The sequence below is a fragment of the Nitratireductor sp. B36 genome (assembly GCF_020833685.1).
GTDB lineage: Bacteria > Pseudomonadota > Alphaproteobacteria > Rhizobiales > Rhizobiaceae > Nitratireductor.
The window spans coordinates 409,976-424,572 of the sequence record NZ_JACKZY010000003.1; the positions used below are offsets into that span (position 1 = coordinate 409,976).

At 61.3% G+C, this 14,597-nt stretch carries 18 protein-coding genes; 12 read left to right on the plus strand and 6 right to left on the minus strand.

Features of this window, described 5'->3' with window-relative positions:
• Positions 1-36 precede the first annotated feature (36 nt).
• Both H7H48_RS13730 and leuC read left to right on the plus strand, forming a co-directional pair.
• Positions 37-558, plus strand: a complete 522-nt coding sequence (locus H7H48_RS13730) for an MgtC/SapB family protein (RefSeq protein ID WP_229449621.1) — start codon at positions 37-39, stop codon at positions 556-558.
• 265 nt (positions 559-823) lie between these two features.
• Positions 824-2,242 carry a 3-isopropylmalate dehydratase large subunit gene (leuC, locus tag H7H48_RS13735; protein WP_229449622.1) on the plus strand — a complete coding sequence of 473 codons (1,419 nt, stop codon included), beginning with the start codon at positions 824-826 and terminating at the stop codon, positions 2,240-2,242.
• 18 nt (positions 2,243-2,260) lie between these two features.
• Here the strand turns inward: leuC and H7H48_RS13740 are convergent, their stop codons facing one another.
• The gene (locus H7H48_RS13740; RefSeq protein ID WP_229449623.1) at positions 2,261-2,854 is read right to left on the minus strand and encodes a hypothetical protein; all 594 of its coding nucleotides are present in this window, start codon (positions 2,852-2,854) and stop codon (positions 2,261-2,263) included.
• Between the two features lie 82 nt (positions 2,855-2,936).
• Here H7H48_RS13740 and H7H48_RS13745 point away from each other — a divergent pair, with 82 nt between their 5' ends.
• Entirely contained in the window at positions 2,937-3,482 is a 546-nt protein-coding gene (locus H7H48_RS13745; protein WP_229449624.1) for a DUF2975 domain-containing protein, read from the plus strand.
• Positions 3,483-3,487: 5 nt separating this feature from the next.
• On the plus strand, positions 3,488-3,706 hold the full coding sequence (locus H7H48_RS13750) for a helix-turn-helix transcriptional regulator (RefSeq protein ID WP_229449625.1): 219 nt from the start codon (positions 3,488-3,490) through the stop codon (positions 3,704-3,706).
• Positions 3,707-3,758: 52 nt separating this feature from the next.
• On the opposite strand, the gene H7H48_RS13755 is transcribed toward H7H48_RS13750, so the two are convergent.
• Both H7H48_RS13755 and H7H48_RS13760 read right to left on the minus strand, forming a co-directional pair.
• On the minus strand, positions 3,759-4,586 hold the full coding sequence (locus tag H7H48_RS13755) for a hypothetical protein (protein WP_229449626.1): 828 nt from the start codon (positions 4,584-4,586) through the stop codon (positions 3,759-3,761).
• Positions 4,587-4,595: 9 nt separating this feature from the next.
• Positions 4,596-4,961, minus strand: a complete 366-nt coding sequence (locus H7H48_RS13760; protein WP_229449627.1) for a hypothetical protein — start codon at positions 4,959-4,961, stop codon at positions 4,596-4,598.
• A gap of 134 nt (positions 4,962-5,095) precedes the next feature.
• Here H7H48_RS13760 and H7H48_RS13765 point away from each other — a divergent pair, with 134 nt between their 5' ends.
• The 7 genes from H7H48_RS13765 (at position 5,096) to msrA (ending at position 10,432) form a co-directional block, all read left to right on the plus strand.
• On the plus strand, positions 5,096-5,587 hold the full coding sequence (locus H7H48_RS13765; RefSeq protein WP_229449628.1) for a GNAT family N-acetyltransferase: 492 nt from the start codon (positions 5,096-5,098) through the stop codon (positions 5,585-5,587).
• A 10-nt stretch (positions 5,588-5,597) separates the two neighbouring features.
• Positions 5,598-5,963 (plus strand): hypothetical protein, encoded by a 366-nt coding sequence (locus tag H7H48_RS13770; protein WP_229449629.1) that lies wholly within the window; start codon positions 5,598-5,600, stop codon positions 5,961-5,963.
• 225 nt (positions 5,964-6,188) lie between these two features.
• Entirely contained in the window at positions 6,189-6,596 is a 408-nt protein-coding gene (sdhC, locus tag H7H48_RS13775) for a succinate dehydrogenase, cytochrome b556 subunit (RefSeq protein WP_229449630.1), read from the plus strand.
• A gap of 2 nt (positions 6,597-6,598) precedes the next feature.
• Entirely contained in the window at positions 6,599-6,982 is a 384-nt protein-coding gene (sdhD, locus tag H7H48_RS13780; protein ID WP_229449631.1) for a succinate dehydrogenase, hydrophobic membrane anchor protein, read from the plus strand.
• 8 nt (positions 6,983-6,990) lie between these two features.
• Entirely contained in the window at positions 6,991-8,841 is a 1,851-nt protein-coding gene (gene sdhA / locus H7H48_RS13785; protein ID WP_229449632.1) for a succinate dehydrogenase flavoprotein subunit, read from the plus strand.
• 12 nt (positions 8,842-8,853) lie between these two features.
• Positions 8,854-9,636: a succinate dehydrogenase iron-sulfur subunit gene (locus tag H7H48_RS13790; RefSeq protein ID WP_007008328.1), complete on the plus strand. Its 783-nt coding sequence runs from the start codon at positions 8,854-8,856 to the stop codon at positions 9,634-9,636.
• Positions 9,637-9,790: 154 nt separating this feature from the next.
• Positions 9,791-10,432 carry a peptide-methionine (S)-S-oxide reductase MsrA gene (gene msrA, locus H7H48_RS13795; protein ID WP_229449633.1) on the plus strand — a complete coding sequence of 214 codons (642 nt, stop codon included), beginning with the start codon at positions 9,791-9,793 and terminating at the stop codon, positions 10,430-10,432.
• A gap of 54 nt (positions 10,433-10,486) precedes the next feature.
• Here the strand turns inward: msrA and H7H48_RS13800 are convergent, their stop codons facing one another.
• The 3 genes from H7H48_RS13800 to H7H48_RS13810 all read right to left on the minus strand — a co-directional run bounded on the left by H7H48_RS13800 (position 10,487) and on the right by H7H48_RS13810 (position 13,465).
• On the minus strand, positions 10,487-11,608 hold the full coding sequence (locus H7H48_RS13800; protein WP_229449634.1) for a Glu/Leu/Phe/Val dehydrogenase: 1,122 nt from the start codon (positions 11,606-11,608) through the stop codon (positions 10,487-10,489).
• Positions 11,609-11,736: 128 nt separating this feature from the next.
• On the minus strand, positions 11,737-12,174 hold the full coding sequence (locus H7H48_RS13805) for an OsmC family protein (protein WP_229450083.1): 438 nt from the start codon (positions 12,172-12,174) through the stop codon (positions 11,737-11,739).
• A 46-nt stretch (positions 12,175-12,220) separates the two neighbouring features.
• On the minus strand, positions 12,221-13,465 hold the full coding sequence (locus H7H48_RS13810; protein ID WP_229449635.1) for a ubiquinone biosynthesis hydroxylase: 1,245 nt from the start codon (positions 13,463-13,465) through the stop codon (positions 12,221-12,223).
• Positions 13,466-13,590: 125 nt separating this feature from the next.
• On the opposite strand from H7H48_RS13810, the gene tesB reads away from it, so the two are divergent.
• A complete protein-coding gene (tesB, locus tag H7H48_RS13815) occupies positions 13,591-14,457 on the plus strand; it encodes an acyl-CoA thioesterase II (protein WP_229449636.1) in 867 nt (288 codons plus the stop codon).
• The last annotated feature ends 140 nt before the right edge of the window (positions 14,458-14,597 follow it).

Genomic DNA, 14,597 nt, shown 5'->3' on the forward strand with positions numbered 1-14,597 from the left:
CTGGGAACCTTGGCGCTTCAGGCGCATTCCTTTTGCATGGATGCTCTGGTCGCGGAATTCACGCCTCAAACCACGTTGCCCTGGCAGGTCATCGTCGCACGGCTCGCAATTGCGGTCGTGCTGGGCGGCGTTCTGGGTTTCGAGCGCGAAATGGCCGACCGGCCTGCCGGCCTTCGGACACACATGCTTGTCTGTCTCGCCTCGGCCGTGTTCGCAATCATTGCACTCGAAATCGTGGCGATGCCCGTTTTCAGTGACGACCAGGTAAAGGCCGATCCGATCCGCCTCGTCGAGGCCATCACGGCGGGAGTTGCCTTTCTCGCGGCGGGTTTCATCATCTTCAAACGTGGCGAGATTCGTGGGCTGACCACGGGTGCCGGGATGTGGCTTGCCGCCGCCACTGGTTTGGCAGCCGGGCTGGGACTCTGGCTCATCGCGGGACTTGCATGTCTTCTCGGAGCGCTGGTTCTGGCGCTTATGCGTCGGCTCGAAACGCGCCTCGACCTTAAAGAGCCGAAGGCAAATGGCGAAGGCGGGACCAGCCCGCAGGACGGATAGATTGCCGATCCCATGAAAGGCTGGTATTAGCCCTCTCATGGAAGCACTTTTTGGAAACCCGGCCTATAAGGGCTTTGTTCTGCAGGACGTCAAGCGCCTGCCGAGCCGCTTTTTTGCGCGGGTTTCCGGCTCGCTTCTGAGCCGACTGCCTTAGGCGGACACGCCAACCGGCTCGCCATTCCCATCCAGTCAATCGATCGGGAATGCAACGAGACACAAGATTAGCCGGCCAGCCTTCCATTTCGCTCCGCTAGGGATGAATAAAATGACCAAAGCACGCACGCTCTACGACAAGATTTTCGACGACCATCTGGTCGATCAGCAGGATGACGGCACCTGCCTGCTCTATATCGACCGCCACCTGGTGCATGAAGTGACGAGCCCACAGGCCTTTGAAGGCCTGCGCATGGCCAGCCGCAATGTGCGCCATCCGGAAAAGACGCTCGCCGTGGTCGATCACAATGTGCCGACCTCGCCCGACCGCAAGTTCGGCATCAAGAATCCGGAAAGCCGCATTCAGGTCGAAGCTCTCGCGAAGAATGCAGCCGATTTTGGCATCGAGTATTATGACGCCAATGACGAGCGTCAGGGCATCGTGCACATTGTCGGTCCCGAACAGGGCTTCACCCTGCCGGGCATGACCATCGTCTGCGGCGACAGCCACACCTCCACCCATGGTGCCTTCGGCGCGCTGGCGCACGGCATCGGCACGTCCGAGGTCGAGCACGTGCTCGCCACCCAGACGCTGATCCAGCGCCGCGCGAAGAACATGCTGATCGAGGTGGATGGCAAGCTGCCGGAAGGTGTGACCGCGAAAGACATCATTCTCGCCATCATCGGCGAGATCGGCACGGCCGGTGGCACCGGCCACGTCATGGAGTATGCGGGTGAAGCGATCCGTGCGCTTTCCATGGAAGGCCGCATGACTGTCTGCAACATGTCGATCGAAGGTGGCGCCCGCGCCGGCCTCATCGCGCCGGACGAGACCACCTACGCCTATATCAAGGATCGCCCGCGCGCGCCGAAAGGCAAGGCTTGGGACATGGCACTGGCCTACTGGGATTCCCTGCGCACCGACGAAGGGGCCGAGTTCGACCGTGTTGTCAAGCTCGACGCCGCCAATCTGCCACCCATCGTCACCTGGGGCTCTTCGCCCGAGGATGTGGTTTCTGTCACCGGTGTCGTGCCGAACCCGGATGAGATTACGGAGGAGACCAAGCGCCTCTCCAAGAAGCGCGCGCTCGAATATATGGGTCTCACGCCGGGCACGAAGATCACCGACATTGCCGTTGATCGTGTCTTCATCGGCTCCTGCACCAATGGCCGCATCGAGGATCTGCGCGAAGCTGCGAAGATTGCCGAGGGCCAGAAGGTCAAGGACGGTCTGAACGCCATGATCGTGCCGGGCTCCGGTCTCGTGAAGGCGCAGGCCGAGGCTGAAGGGCTGGACAAGATCTTCAAGGCTGCCGGTTTCGACTGGCGTGAGCCGGGTTGTTCCATGTGCCTTGCGATGAACGACGACCGCCTGAAGCCAGGCGAGCGCTGCGCCTCCACCTCGAACCGCAATTTCGAGGGGCGTCAGGGCTTCAAGGGCCGCACCCACCTGGTTTCACCGGCAATGGCTGCCGCTGCTGCCATCGCCGGGCATTTCGTGGATATTCGCGAGTGGCCGCGGCAGGGCTAAGCCCCGCCGCTTCCACGCTCACTTACAGTCAGGGATGGCTGTAAAAGGCACGCCGGCCTGCCGGAAAACATCCGACAGTTTCATCGTGCCGGTCAAAGGGACCAGCGGGGCGTCTGCGTCGGCGCGCAGAAAGCCCTGCAGGGTCGCGACGGCAGGATCCAGTGGGCCTGTCTTGCAGCCTCCCGTTACAGACACGCTGATCGACCCTTTCCCGCCGGTGGCGGCCGCTTCTCTCGCTTCCCGCGCCTTTCTCAGCGCGTCCTTGAATCGGCTGCGGTCGGTTGGCGCAATCATCGCCAGTTCGTAATGACCCGTGGTCTCGGACGCGTTCGAACTTTTCACGTCCTGTTGGACCTTGGCGATGTCGAGAATGAAGGTTTCATCGATCGCCCATTCCCTGCGTTCGCTGGGAAGCTGCATCACCAGCACGGCATCGCCTTTCTGCAGACGCAAATTCCCATTGATCTTGACAGCGATCCCGAGCGTGGCCGGATCGGCGCTCAACGGATCAAAATTCTCTGCTCTGGCGGGGCCTGCCGCCAGGCTCAAGGTAAAAGCTGCCAGCGCACAGAGGGGGAGGGCGGTGCGGCCGATGGATTTTGGGGGAAACATGGAGATAGTCCTTTTGAAAAAGGTTGAAACAGGATAATTAATTATCGTAATACATTAATTAATGCAAGCAAGAGGTGATTTGATGCATGACGTGGCCGAATTGCGCCGTCTTGGGCGCCTGATGCAGCACATTGTCCTTGGTGTTGGCCTTCTGATCGCTCTTGCGGTTTGCTGGCTGGTGCTGACCTCGATCGGAGAGCAGGTTCGTTTCGAAGGTCTCGTTCGAAACGGGCTTTCCCTTTCCGGTCCGCTGACCTTTACGCCCGCGGCCGTGGGTGCCACGGTCGTGTTGATGGCCGTCCAATTCGGGTTGCTCGCGGCTGCGCTTTATTGTGTCTGGCGGATGTTTGGTGCTTTTGCAGCAGAGGAGCCGCTGTCGGTTGAATCTGCCCATTGGCTGCGCCGCGCCAGCCTTGCATTCGTAGCCGTGGCGGGAGGAAGCATCGTGTTGCAGACATTGATGATCCTGGTTCTGACCCTTGGCAATCCACCTGGTCAGAAGGCCTTGTCGATCGGGTTTGGAAGTTCCGAGCTTCTAGCTCTTCTCATCGCCTGCGTCATGTACATGGCGGGGCGGCTGATGGCGGTGGCGGCAGAGGTGCGTGCTGAACAGCGCGACTTTGTGTGATCGCCATGCCTATAATCGTCAATCTCGATGTGATGCTTGCACGCCGTAAGATGCGTTCCAAGGAACTGGCCGAGCAGATCGGCATCACCGAACAGAATGTTTCATTGCTCAAATCCGGCAAGGTGCGCGGTGTCCGCTTCGAGACGCTCGAAAGGATATGCCGTGTGCTGGATTGTCAGCCCGGCGACATTCTTGAGTACCAGCCGGACGTGGAGGAGGGCTGACAGGGCCCTTGCTGCGTCGGCTACCGGCCAATCTGTCACGGCACATGCCTGCCTAGTTCAACGCCAGCGACCGGGTATCTGTGACAAGCCGATACGCTCTCATCTGCTCCGGAGAGAGCACGTAAAGCGAGCGTGGCGGGGTGTCGAGCGCATGCAGCCAAAGGGCGGGGTCGACACCCATTTCATCCAGATGGCGGGAAATCCTTGCAGTCACAAGCTGGGCGTCTGAAAGGGCCTGCCGAGGATCGGCAAGGCTGCCAGGGCTGTGGAACTGATGAACGGCGATGGTGGCATCGCGGCTCACATGGCGCTGTGTGCCGCCGGCCAGTATCAGCGGGCATGAGGAGGCGCAGGTCGCATTTGCCCTGACGCTTGTCGACAAGCCGTGCTGGCGAATCAACCGCGCCATGGCCATGGCGTCGTTAAGCGCACCTCCGGGAGAATCGAGCGTGATGGTGGTGATTGGGGCTGCCGGTGCGTTCAGCACATCACGCAGGCGGCTGGCACTCCCCGGCTGGATCACGCCCTGGAGCGAGAGCACGCCGTTTCTACCGATCGTGAAAGTGAGGCTGGACGCTGAAGAAGAAACCGGCGTCCGGGGCGGGGCGACATCCTCAGCGGGGCTTTGCCACAGAGGATGTCTGTTTTCGGCGCCAACAACAAGCTGCACGCGCTGCGCTGCATAATCCAATGCCATGCGCAAGCTTGCCTGCAGGCCACCCTGCCGATCGGTCAGCTCGCGCAATTCCATCCCGAGCACGACCGCGGCGCCAAGCGCTGCGCCCACCACGGCGGCACGCAGCACAGACCCGTCAAGGGGCGCAAGTGCCCGTCTTTTGGGGAACGTCCGATCGACGGATGCTGCAAGATGATTGGTCATGAATCGCAATCAATCGCAGGGGGAAACGAGCACGGGAAGCTCGCCCTCCGAAAGGCCGTACATATAGCCGCGCCCCTTGATCAGGACACCGGCGCTGCAGGGTGCCGCGCGGCGCAGATAGAGCTTGCCGCCGCTGCGTTCCAGATAGGCTGTCTGGCGCGGCGATTCGATCTCGAGCGCGCGATAGTCGTCAGCCAGGTGTCCCTTGCCGACCAGAATACGTTTGAAGCCAGCGCGGCTGTGGATCACCAGATTGCCATAGGCATCCGCATAGACCCGGCCACCGCCTGCGTCATAAAAACCTCCGGCTATAGCCGGCACAGTGATCGCTGCGGCCGCAAGGGCCGCTGCCACGAATAGAGGTCGTAAAGGCATGCGCCATCGCTCCTTGAATCCTCGTGGCCTCCTCATTCTCCACACATTAATCCTTTCTTAACCTTTGTCACGTGGAGCATGGTTCTCAAACATGCCGATTGACAGACGTGGTTAATTTCGGGGAAGGGTGCTCCATGGGCGAGAATCATCAGATCGACATCAATCCGCTGCGTCTCAAGGATGCGCATGTTCTGGCGCCCCTTCTGGCAGCCTACACGCAGTCGCTGAAGCGCGGTGCGCCGCGTCGCCCCGACGAATACTACGCCGAAACGCTGTTGCAGGATCGCGCCGTGGAGGTGGTTGGTGCCAGCCTCGATGGCGAGCTCGTTGGCTTTGCGCTGTTCTACGATCTGCCGGACCCGGTTTCCGGCATGCGCCACGGGCTGGTCGACCATCTCTTTGTGCACCACGATCACCGCCGCAAGGGCATTGGCAAGGCACTGGTTGATGTTATTGCCGACCAGGCCGAAGAGCGCGGCTGGGCGCGGCTCGCACTCAATGCGCCGCGTCAGCCGGAAGAGGGGCGCAAGCTTTACGAGGCGATGGCTGCCCCTGCCGACTGGACCACACATGTCATCCGTTTCGAGCAGTCCACCGAACGTATGCCGGCTTCAGAGCCGAAATAGAGGCTTCCCAATGACGTTTTCAGGACCGCCTTCATGGCGAACGTGCCAGTTCGGCATGCTCGGCTTCTTGCTCATCGCATCTGGGTTGGGGGTGGCCAGTTGTGTCGCGCCATCCTCTCAGGAGGCGAACAAGGCCGCCGGCCTTCCTTTTTCAGGACCGGTCAAGCTGGCCTGCGATGACGGTATGGAGATGACGATCTCTCCAAGGCGGGGCGGTATCTCCGTGGTCAGTCCTCGGGGGCTGGAGCTGGATTTGCCGGCATCGCCACCGGGACAAAGCGTCCGTTATGGCGAGTCTCTCTATGCTGTCGTGATCGAGGGGAGCGAGGCGTTGTGGATGGTCAGTGGCAAGATACCCATCACCTGCCGCCGATAGCTTGAGGGCGCAAAACGGGAAAAAATTCGTTCAATCGTTTAAAGTCCCGCAGTCCGGCTCGTCCGCAGCACTCTTCGGAATATATTCGGCCAAAGGATTGCTTTTGCGGCTTTGACGCACTGCAAAAACCGCATTAGAAAGCCTCAGCCGCAGGGCGCGAGTTCGGGACCCGATGTCGCTCTCGCAACAGCCACCCCGCCGCGCCGGTATCGAATTGGGGAAGCCATGAGCAAAACCGCAACTGTGAAGGCCAGGCCGCTTTCGCCTCACCTGCAAGTCTATCGACTCATTCCGACAATGCTTATGTCGATCGTCCACCGTATCACCGGGGGCGCGCTTTATTTCGGCATGGTCCTGTTCGTCATCTGGCTTGCCGCCGCTAGCGGCTCGAAGGAAGCCTTCGACACCGTCAATGGCATCTACGGCTCCTGGTTCGGCCGTCTCGTCCTGTTCGGTTTCACCTGGGCCATGATCCACCACCTGGTCGGCGGTCTTCGCCATCTCGTGTGGGACACGGGGCGCGGCCTTGAAAAGGCGACAGCGACGAAAATGGCCAAGGCCACCATCGCCGTTTCCATCGTGCTGACCATTCTGGTCTGGATCATCGGCTATGCCGTTCGTGGAGGGTTTTGATCATGAGCGACATGCGCACACCGCTTAACCGCGTTCGCGGTCTCGGTTCGGCCAAGGAAGGCACGGACCATTTCTGGCGTCAGCGCCTCACGGCCATTGCCAACATTCCGCTTGTCATCTTCTTCATCGGCTTCGTCATCGCCAACAATGGCGCATCCTATGAAGAGGTCCGCGCGGCCATCGCCAATCCGGTCGTCACCGTGCTTCTGGCCTTCGCCGTCCTGTCGGTGCTCTATCACATGAAGCTCGGCATGCAGGTCATCATCGAGGATTATATCCACGGTGAGGGCGGCAAGGTCGCGCTCCTGATCGGCAACATCTTCTTCACACTCATTCTGGGCGTCGTTTCTCTCTTCGCCCTCGTCAAGATCGCCCTCGGAGGCTGAACCCGGTTATGGCAAAGGCAACAGAAAAGAAGGCGGGAAGCGCCTACACCTATGTCGACCACAAGTTCGACGTCGTCGTCGTCGGCGCTGGCGGTGCCGGTCTGCGCGCCACGCTCGGCATGGCCGAGCAGGGGCTCAAGACGGCCTGTATCACCAAGGTTTTCCCGACCCGCTCCCACACGGTGGCGGCGCAGGGCGGCATCGCCGCTTCGCTCAAGAACATGGGCCCCGACCACTGGCAATGGCACCTTTACGACACGGTAAAGGGTTCCGACTGGCTCGGTGATGTCGACGCCATGGAATATCTCGCCCGCGAGGCGCCCGCCGCCGTCTACGAGCTCGAGCATTACGGCGTGCCCTTCTCGCGCACCGAGGAAGGCAAGATCTACCAGCGTCCCTTCGGCGGCCACATGCAGAATTTCGGCGATGGCCCGCCCGTGCAGCGCACCTGTGCGGCGGCAGACCGCACCGGTCACGCCATCCTGCACACGCTCTACGGCCAGTCCGTCAAGAATCACGCCGAGTTCTTCATCGAGTATTTCGCGCTCGATCTCATCATGTCCGACGATGGTGTGTGCACCGGTGTCGTGGCCTGGAACCTTGAAGACGGTACGATCCACCGCTTCTCCGCCAAGATGGTGGTGCTGGCGACGGGCGGTTATGGCCGCGCCTATTTCTCCTGCACCTCCGCCCACACCTGCACGGGCGACGGCAATGGCATGATCGCCCGCGCCGGCCTGCCGCTGCAGGACATGGAGTTCGTGCAGTTTCACCCGACCGGCATTTATGGTGCCGGCTGCCTCATCACCGAGGGTGTGCGCGGCGAAGGTGGCTATCTGGTCAATTCCGAAGGCGAGCGCTTCATGGAGCGTTATGCGCCATCGGCCAAGGACCTTGCCTCGCGTGACGTGGTGTCGCGCTGCATGACCATGGAGATCCGTGAAGGCCGTGGCGTCGGCAAGAACAAGGATCACATCTTCCTGCATCTCGATCATCTGGACCCGGCGGTCATCCACGAGCGCCTGCCCGGCATCGCCGAATCGGCCCGCATCTTCGCCGGTGTCGATGTGACGCGTGAACCAATCCCGGTCCTGCCGACCGTTCACTACAATATGGGCGGCATCCCGACCAACTATTGGGGTGAGGTGCTGAACCCGACGAAGGACAATCCCGATGCGGTAGCACCCGGCCTGATGGCCGTTGGCGAGGCGGCCTGTGCCTCCGTGCATGGCGCCAACCGTCTTGGTTCCAACTCGCTGATCGATCTTGTGGTCTTTGGCCGCGCCGCTGCCATTCGCGCCGGCGAGGTGGTCGACCGAGAGGCTCCGGTTCCGGCGCTCAACGAGGCAGCCTGCGAAAAGATCATGGAGCGTTTCGACCGTCTGCGCCATGCATCCGGCTCCACGCCCACGGCGGAGCTGCGCGAGAAGATGCAGCGCGCCATGCAGGAAGACGCTGCCGTTTTCCGCACGCAGGAATCGCTGGAGCAGGGCTGCGAGCGCATCAGCGCCGTCTGGAAAGAGCTTCCCGACGTCAAGGTCTCCGACCGCTCGATGATCTGGAATTCGGATCTCATGGAGACGCTGGAGCTGGAAAACCTGATGGCCAACGCCATCACCACGGTTTACAGCGCCGAAGCGCGCAAGGAGAGCCGTGGCGCCCATGCCCGCGAGGACTACAAGGATGGTCCGATGGGCGGCCGCAACGACGAGGACTGGCGCAAGCACACGCTGTCCTGGGTCGATGAGGCCGGCAAGGTGACGCTCGACTATCGTCCCGTCCACACCGACCCGATGCTGAGGCCGGAAGACGGCGGCATCGATCCCAAGAAAATCGCGCCCAAGGCGCGGGTCTACTGAGGCGAGGAAATCATGGTTGAAATCACCCTTCCCAAGAATTCCCGTGTCAAGGAGGGCAAGGTCTGGCCGAAGCCCGAGGGCGCGACCAACCTGCGCGAATACAAGATCTATCGCTGGTCGCCGGATGATGAAGAAAACCCGCGTGTCGATACCTATTATATCGACATGGATGATTGCGGACCGATGGTCCTCGATGGGCTGATCTACATCAAGAACAAGATCGACCCGACGCTGACCTTCCGCCGTTCCTGCCGCGAGGGTATCTGCGGGTCCTGCGCGATGAACATCGACGGCACCAACACGCTGGCCTGCACCAAGGGCATGGATGAGGTGGCGCAGGATGCGGTGAAGATCTATCCGCTGCCGCACATGCCGGTGGTCAAGGATCTGGTGCCGGATCTTTCCGTGCCCTACGCCCAGCTTTCCTCCATCGAGCCGTGGCTGCAGACGATCACGCCGGAGCCCGCGACCGAGTGGAAGCAGAGCCATGAGGACCGCACCAAGCTTGACGGGCTTTACGAGTGCATCCTGTGCTTCTGCTGCCAGACCTCGTGCCCGAGCTACTGGTGGAACGGCGAGCGTTATCTCGGCCCCGCCGTGCTGCTTCAGGCCTATCGCTGGCTGATCGATTCGCGTGACGAGAAGACGGGCGAGCGTCTCGACAATCTGGAAGATCCCTTCCGGCTCTATCGCTGCCACACGATCATGAACTGCACGCAGGCCTGCCCCAAGGGGCTAAACCCGGCCAAGGCCATCGCCAACATCAAGAAGATGATGGTCGAACGCCGCGTCTAAAAATCTCTTTCCTCCCTGCTCGTCGATACGCCGAGCAGGGAGGATTGCTGCCCCCTCTCTCCAGTTTCAATCACCTCACGCAAGCGTGTAGCGGCTTGATTTGAATTTGCCGCCCGGCGCGGTAGCTCTGTGCGGGAACACAGGAGAGACATTGATGTTGCGACGTTCCCTTTTGGCCGCGGCCTTTTCCCTCACCGCCATGGTGGCGGTTTCTCAGCCGGCGACGGCTGAAAAGCAGACGGCGATTTTCGCCGGTGGCTGCTTCTGGTGTGTCGAGGCGGATTTCGACAAGGTTCCCGGCGTGCTCGACACGGTGTCCGGCTATGCGGGCGGGAGCACGGAAAACCCGACCTACCGCACCTATTCCTCAGGCGGCCACCGCGAGGTGGTGAAGATCGATTTCGACGATGCGAAGGTCAGCTATGACCGGCTCCTGGAAATCTTCTTCCGTTCGGTCGATCCGACCGATGCCGGCGGTCAGTTCTGCGACCGGGGCGAGAGCTATTCAACGGCGGTCTATGCGCTTGACGATGCGCAGAAGGCTGCAGCGGAAAAAGCCAAACAGGAAGCGAATGCCGCACTCGGCGGCAAGGTCGTCACACCGGTTCTCGGGTCTGCCAGATTCTGGCCGGCGGAGGATTACCACCAGAACTATTATCAGAGCGACGAGCGCATTCTCTCCCGCTTCGGACTGGTGAAGAAGAAAGACGCCTACAAGGGCTACCGCAAGGGCTGTGGCCGCGATGCGCGTGTTCGCCAGGTTTGGGGCGAGGCGGCCTTTACGGGGATCAAGTGATCCGCGTTGGAACGGAGCGGGTTGCGCCCGTCGAGCGTGCAACCCGCCAGTTGTTCAGCGCTGCCGCGCCGCGTTAATCCGCTCGAATGCGATCTCTGCCGCCACATCGTTGGTCGGGCGCTTCTGTGCCTCGGCGCGAGCGAAAATGTCGGCGAGTGTCTCGGGTATCTTCGCAACTTTCGCCATCGTGGCTTCGCGGTCATATCCGCCGGGCGCGAGCTCGGCTGCGACATTCAGAAGCCCGCCGGCATTGATCACATAGTCCGGCGCATAGAGCACACTACGCTCCATCAGGAGTCGGGCATCCTCGTGCCGCACGAGCGGGTTGTTGGCAGCACCCGCAACGATCTTCGCAGAGAGCAGGGGAATCGTTTCGGCAGAAAGCACGCCGCCCAGCGCACAGGGCGCGAACACATCAGCGTTCACTTTCAGAATGTCGTCCAGCGCAACCGCTGTTGCGCCGAATGCGTCTTTCGCCTGTTCCATCCGGGTTGCGTCGATGTCGGTCACCGAAAGCCTCGCACCTTCCGCATTAAGCTTTTCACACAGTGTCCAGCCCACGGAGCCAAGCCCCTGTACGGCCACATACACACCGTCGAGCGTGGCAACACCACGATGCTTCAGCGCGGCCTTGATCCCCAGAAACACGCCATGGGCGGTCACGGGCGAAGGGTTGCCGCTGCCGCCAACGGTGGTGCCGGTCACATTGGGGGTGCGTTCGCGCAGGAAATCCGCATCGGCAACCGTGAAGCCGACGTCCTCTCCCGTAAAATATTGGCCATTCAGCGCTGCCAGCATTTCCGCATAGGCTTCAAGCAGCGCGGGCGTCTTATCGGTTTTGGAATTGGCGATGATGAGCGCTTTGCCGCCGCCGAAATCCATACCCGCCACGGCTGACTTGAAGGTCATCCCCCGCGACAGACGTAATACGTCGGTGAGCGCAGCCTCGAAGGTTTCGTGCGGCCACACGCGCGTGCCGCCGAGGCCGGGGCCAAGCGCGGTGTTGTGGATCGCCACGATGGCGTTTAGGCCACGCTCCTCGTCGCGGCCGTGCCAGACGCGTTCGTGATTGTCGAACGCGTCCAGCTTCGCGGCCTCGGCCGTGATGTCGGTTATGGTGAGTGAGGATTTCTGTGCCGCGGTCTTCAATGTCCGCGGTGTCTGGGTCTGCAGCATGTCATTCCTCCCGAACGACTTGTTCCGTAAGGGAATTTTAGCTGCATCGCCTGATTTTTGGTTGCGAAGTGTTGCCATCGAACGACCTTCCATTGCGCCGGCCGACGGTTTTCATCGCGAAAGTGTCGTCAGCCGTATTTGGCGTCCAGCGTGATCTCGATTGCACCGAGCGCCTTCGAGACGGGGCAGGAGGCCTTTGCCTTTTCGGCGATCTCCACGAATTTTGCCTCGTCGAGATCCGGCACCTTGCCCACAAGCGTGAGCGCGCTCCTGACTATCTCGAAGCCGCCGCCTTTGGCTGGCTGTAGGGAGACGTCGGCTCGCACCTCCAGCTTCTCCGCCGGTGTGCCGCTCTCGGCCAGCATGTGGGAGAGTTGCATGGCGAAACAGCCGGCATGGGCGCCCGCGATCAACTCTTCGGGATTGGTGCCCGTCTTGCCGCTCTCGTCCTCGAAACGGGCCTTGAAACCGAGGGGCAAGCCCGAAAGCGCACCGCTCTGCGTGTCGAGGCTGCCTGAACCCTCGACCAGCGATCCCTTCCAGGTGACGTCCGCATGCCGTTTCATAGCCATGATCTTCTCCTTGTGGACATAGTGCGTTGAAGCCGAAAGGCTAGATTGCCTCTCCGCGCAGCAGTCTCGGTGTGCCGGGGGCCAGTCCCGAGGCCTGCTGGATGAAGTAACGCTTCATGGCCGGCATTCGTTCAACCAGGCCAAGACCAAAATCACGCAGCGCCCGCACCGGGCCGATATCGTTGGAGAAGAGCCGGTTTAGAACGTCGGTCGTCACGCCCATCTGAACCGTGTCGAACCGCCGCCAGCGCTCATAGCGCTGCAACACGTCGAGCGCACCGATATCCTCGCCCAGCCGTTCGGCCTCCACGATCACCTCGGCCAGCGCTGCCGCGTCCTTGAAGCCGAGATTCAAACCCTGCCCCGCAATGGGGTGGATGCCATGCGCCGCATCGCCCGCCAGTGCGAAGCGCGGCTTCACGAATTCGCGCGCCAGCGTCAGCCCCAGCGGCCAGGCGCGGCGTGGGCCTTCCACGCGGATTTCGCCGAGCTTCAAGCCGAAGCGCAGCTCCAGTTCCTGCTCGAAGACGAGGTCATCTTCCTTGACCAGCCGGTCTGCATCTTCCGTGCGCTCGGTCCATACAATGGATGAGCGGTTGCCGGTCAGAGGTAGCGTGGCGAACGGGCCGGCGGGCAGGAAATGCTCTTCGGCGCGGCCATTGTGCGGACGCTCATGCGCCACGGTGCAGACAATGCCCGATTGGCCGTAATCCCACTTCACCGTCTTGATGCTGGCCATGTCGCGCAGGCGCGAGCGCACGCCATCGGCAGCGACGAGAAGACGCGTGAGGCATGTGGAGCCGTCTGCAAGGCTCACCGTCACATGCCCGCCCATATTGGCGAAGCCGTCGACCGCGACACCCTCGATAATCTCGACACCGCATTCACCAGCGCGGGCGCGCAACGCGCCGTTCATCACCCGGTTCGGCACCATATGGGCAAAGGGTTCGCCCTCTCCAGCCTCACCGCCGAAGGTGAGGAAAACCGGCCGCACCACATCGGCGGTGCGCGAATCGGTGATCTCCATCTCGGTGATGGGCTGTGCCTCCGGTTCTATCTCCGTCCAGCAATCGAGCCGCTTGAGCATCCGACAGGCCGCAGCCGCGATTGCCGATGCGCGGCCATCGCGCTGCCACACGCCCTCTGGTGCTGCATCCACCAGCGCCACTTTAAGGCCAGGCTGTGCGCGGGCGATGGAAACAGCAGTCGCCAGGCCCACATAGCCGGCGCCGGCGATCAGGATGTCCAGTTCGCGCCCGGATGTCTGTTTCGTATTCCTGGCCATAGCGCCACCTCATTCGCCTTCAGTGATCCTGCCGTCTCTGACCCAACCCGGGGGCCTTGACTTGGTTCCCGCCTTCGTCTTGGACATCATCAGCCATAACATTCGCTGCCGGAGGGAAGCCATTCATGTCGTCGGCCATGCAAGACCTGCTTGCCATACTCGATCTTGAGGCGCTCGAACACAATCTGTTTCGTGGTCGCAGTCCGCAATCGGCCTGGCAACGCGTTTTCGGCGGGCAGGTCATCGGTCAGGCGCTCGTCGCCGCCCAGCGCACCGTCGATGCCGCCCGTCATGTCCACTCGCTCCATTGCTATTTCATGCGGCCTGGTGATCCGGCAGTGCCGATCATCTACGAAGTGGATCGCATCCGCGATGGCGGCAGCTTCACCACCCGCCGCGTGGTTGCCATTCAGCATGGCCACGCCATCTTTTCGCTCTCCGCCTCTTTCCAGAAAGAGGAGCCCGGCCTCGATCATCAGCTTCCCATGCCTGAGGGTGTCACGCCTCCGGAAAATCTGCGCACCCAGCGCGAGTTTCTGGCCGAGTTCGGCGAGCGTGTGCCGGAAAACATCCGTCGCTACTGGGCGCGAGAGCGCCCTATCGAGGTGCGCCCCGTCATCATCGAGCACTATACAAGCCGCGACAAGCTGCCGCCGCGCCAGGATGTGTGGATCCGCACCACGGGTCCGGTGCCCGACGATCGGGCTCTGCAGGCAGCTGTGCTCGCCTACCTTTCCGACATGACGCTGCTCGACACCTCCACCTTCGCTCATGGTCGCAACGGGTTCGATCCGGATATCCAGATGGCAAGCCTCGACCACGCCATGTGGTTTCATCGGCAAAACAAACTCGATGACTGGCTGCTCTACACGCAGGACAGCCCATCGGCGCAGGGCGCGCGTGGCTTCTCCCGTGGCAGTCTCTATGCGCTTGATGGCACGTTGGTCGCGTCGGTTGCGCAAGAGGGGCTGGTGCGCCTGCGTACAAAATAGGCAAAATGCAAGTTTTGCCTATATATTAAGCATTTATAGAGGCGTGAGTTTTTCTTCCACCCAAGTAGGTGGATCGTTTTATTATATTTTTCAATAATTTGAGGCTGGTTCATTCGAACTGGCACGGCATTTGATTCTCC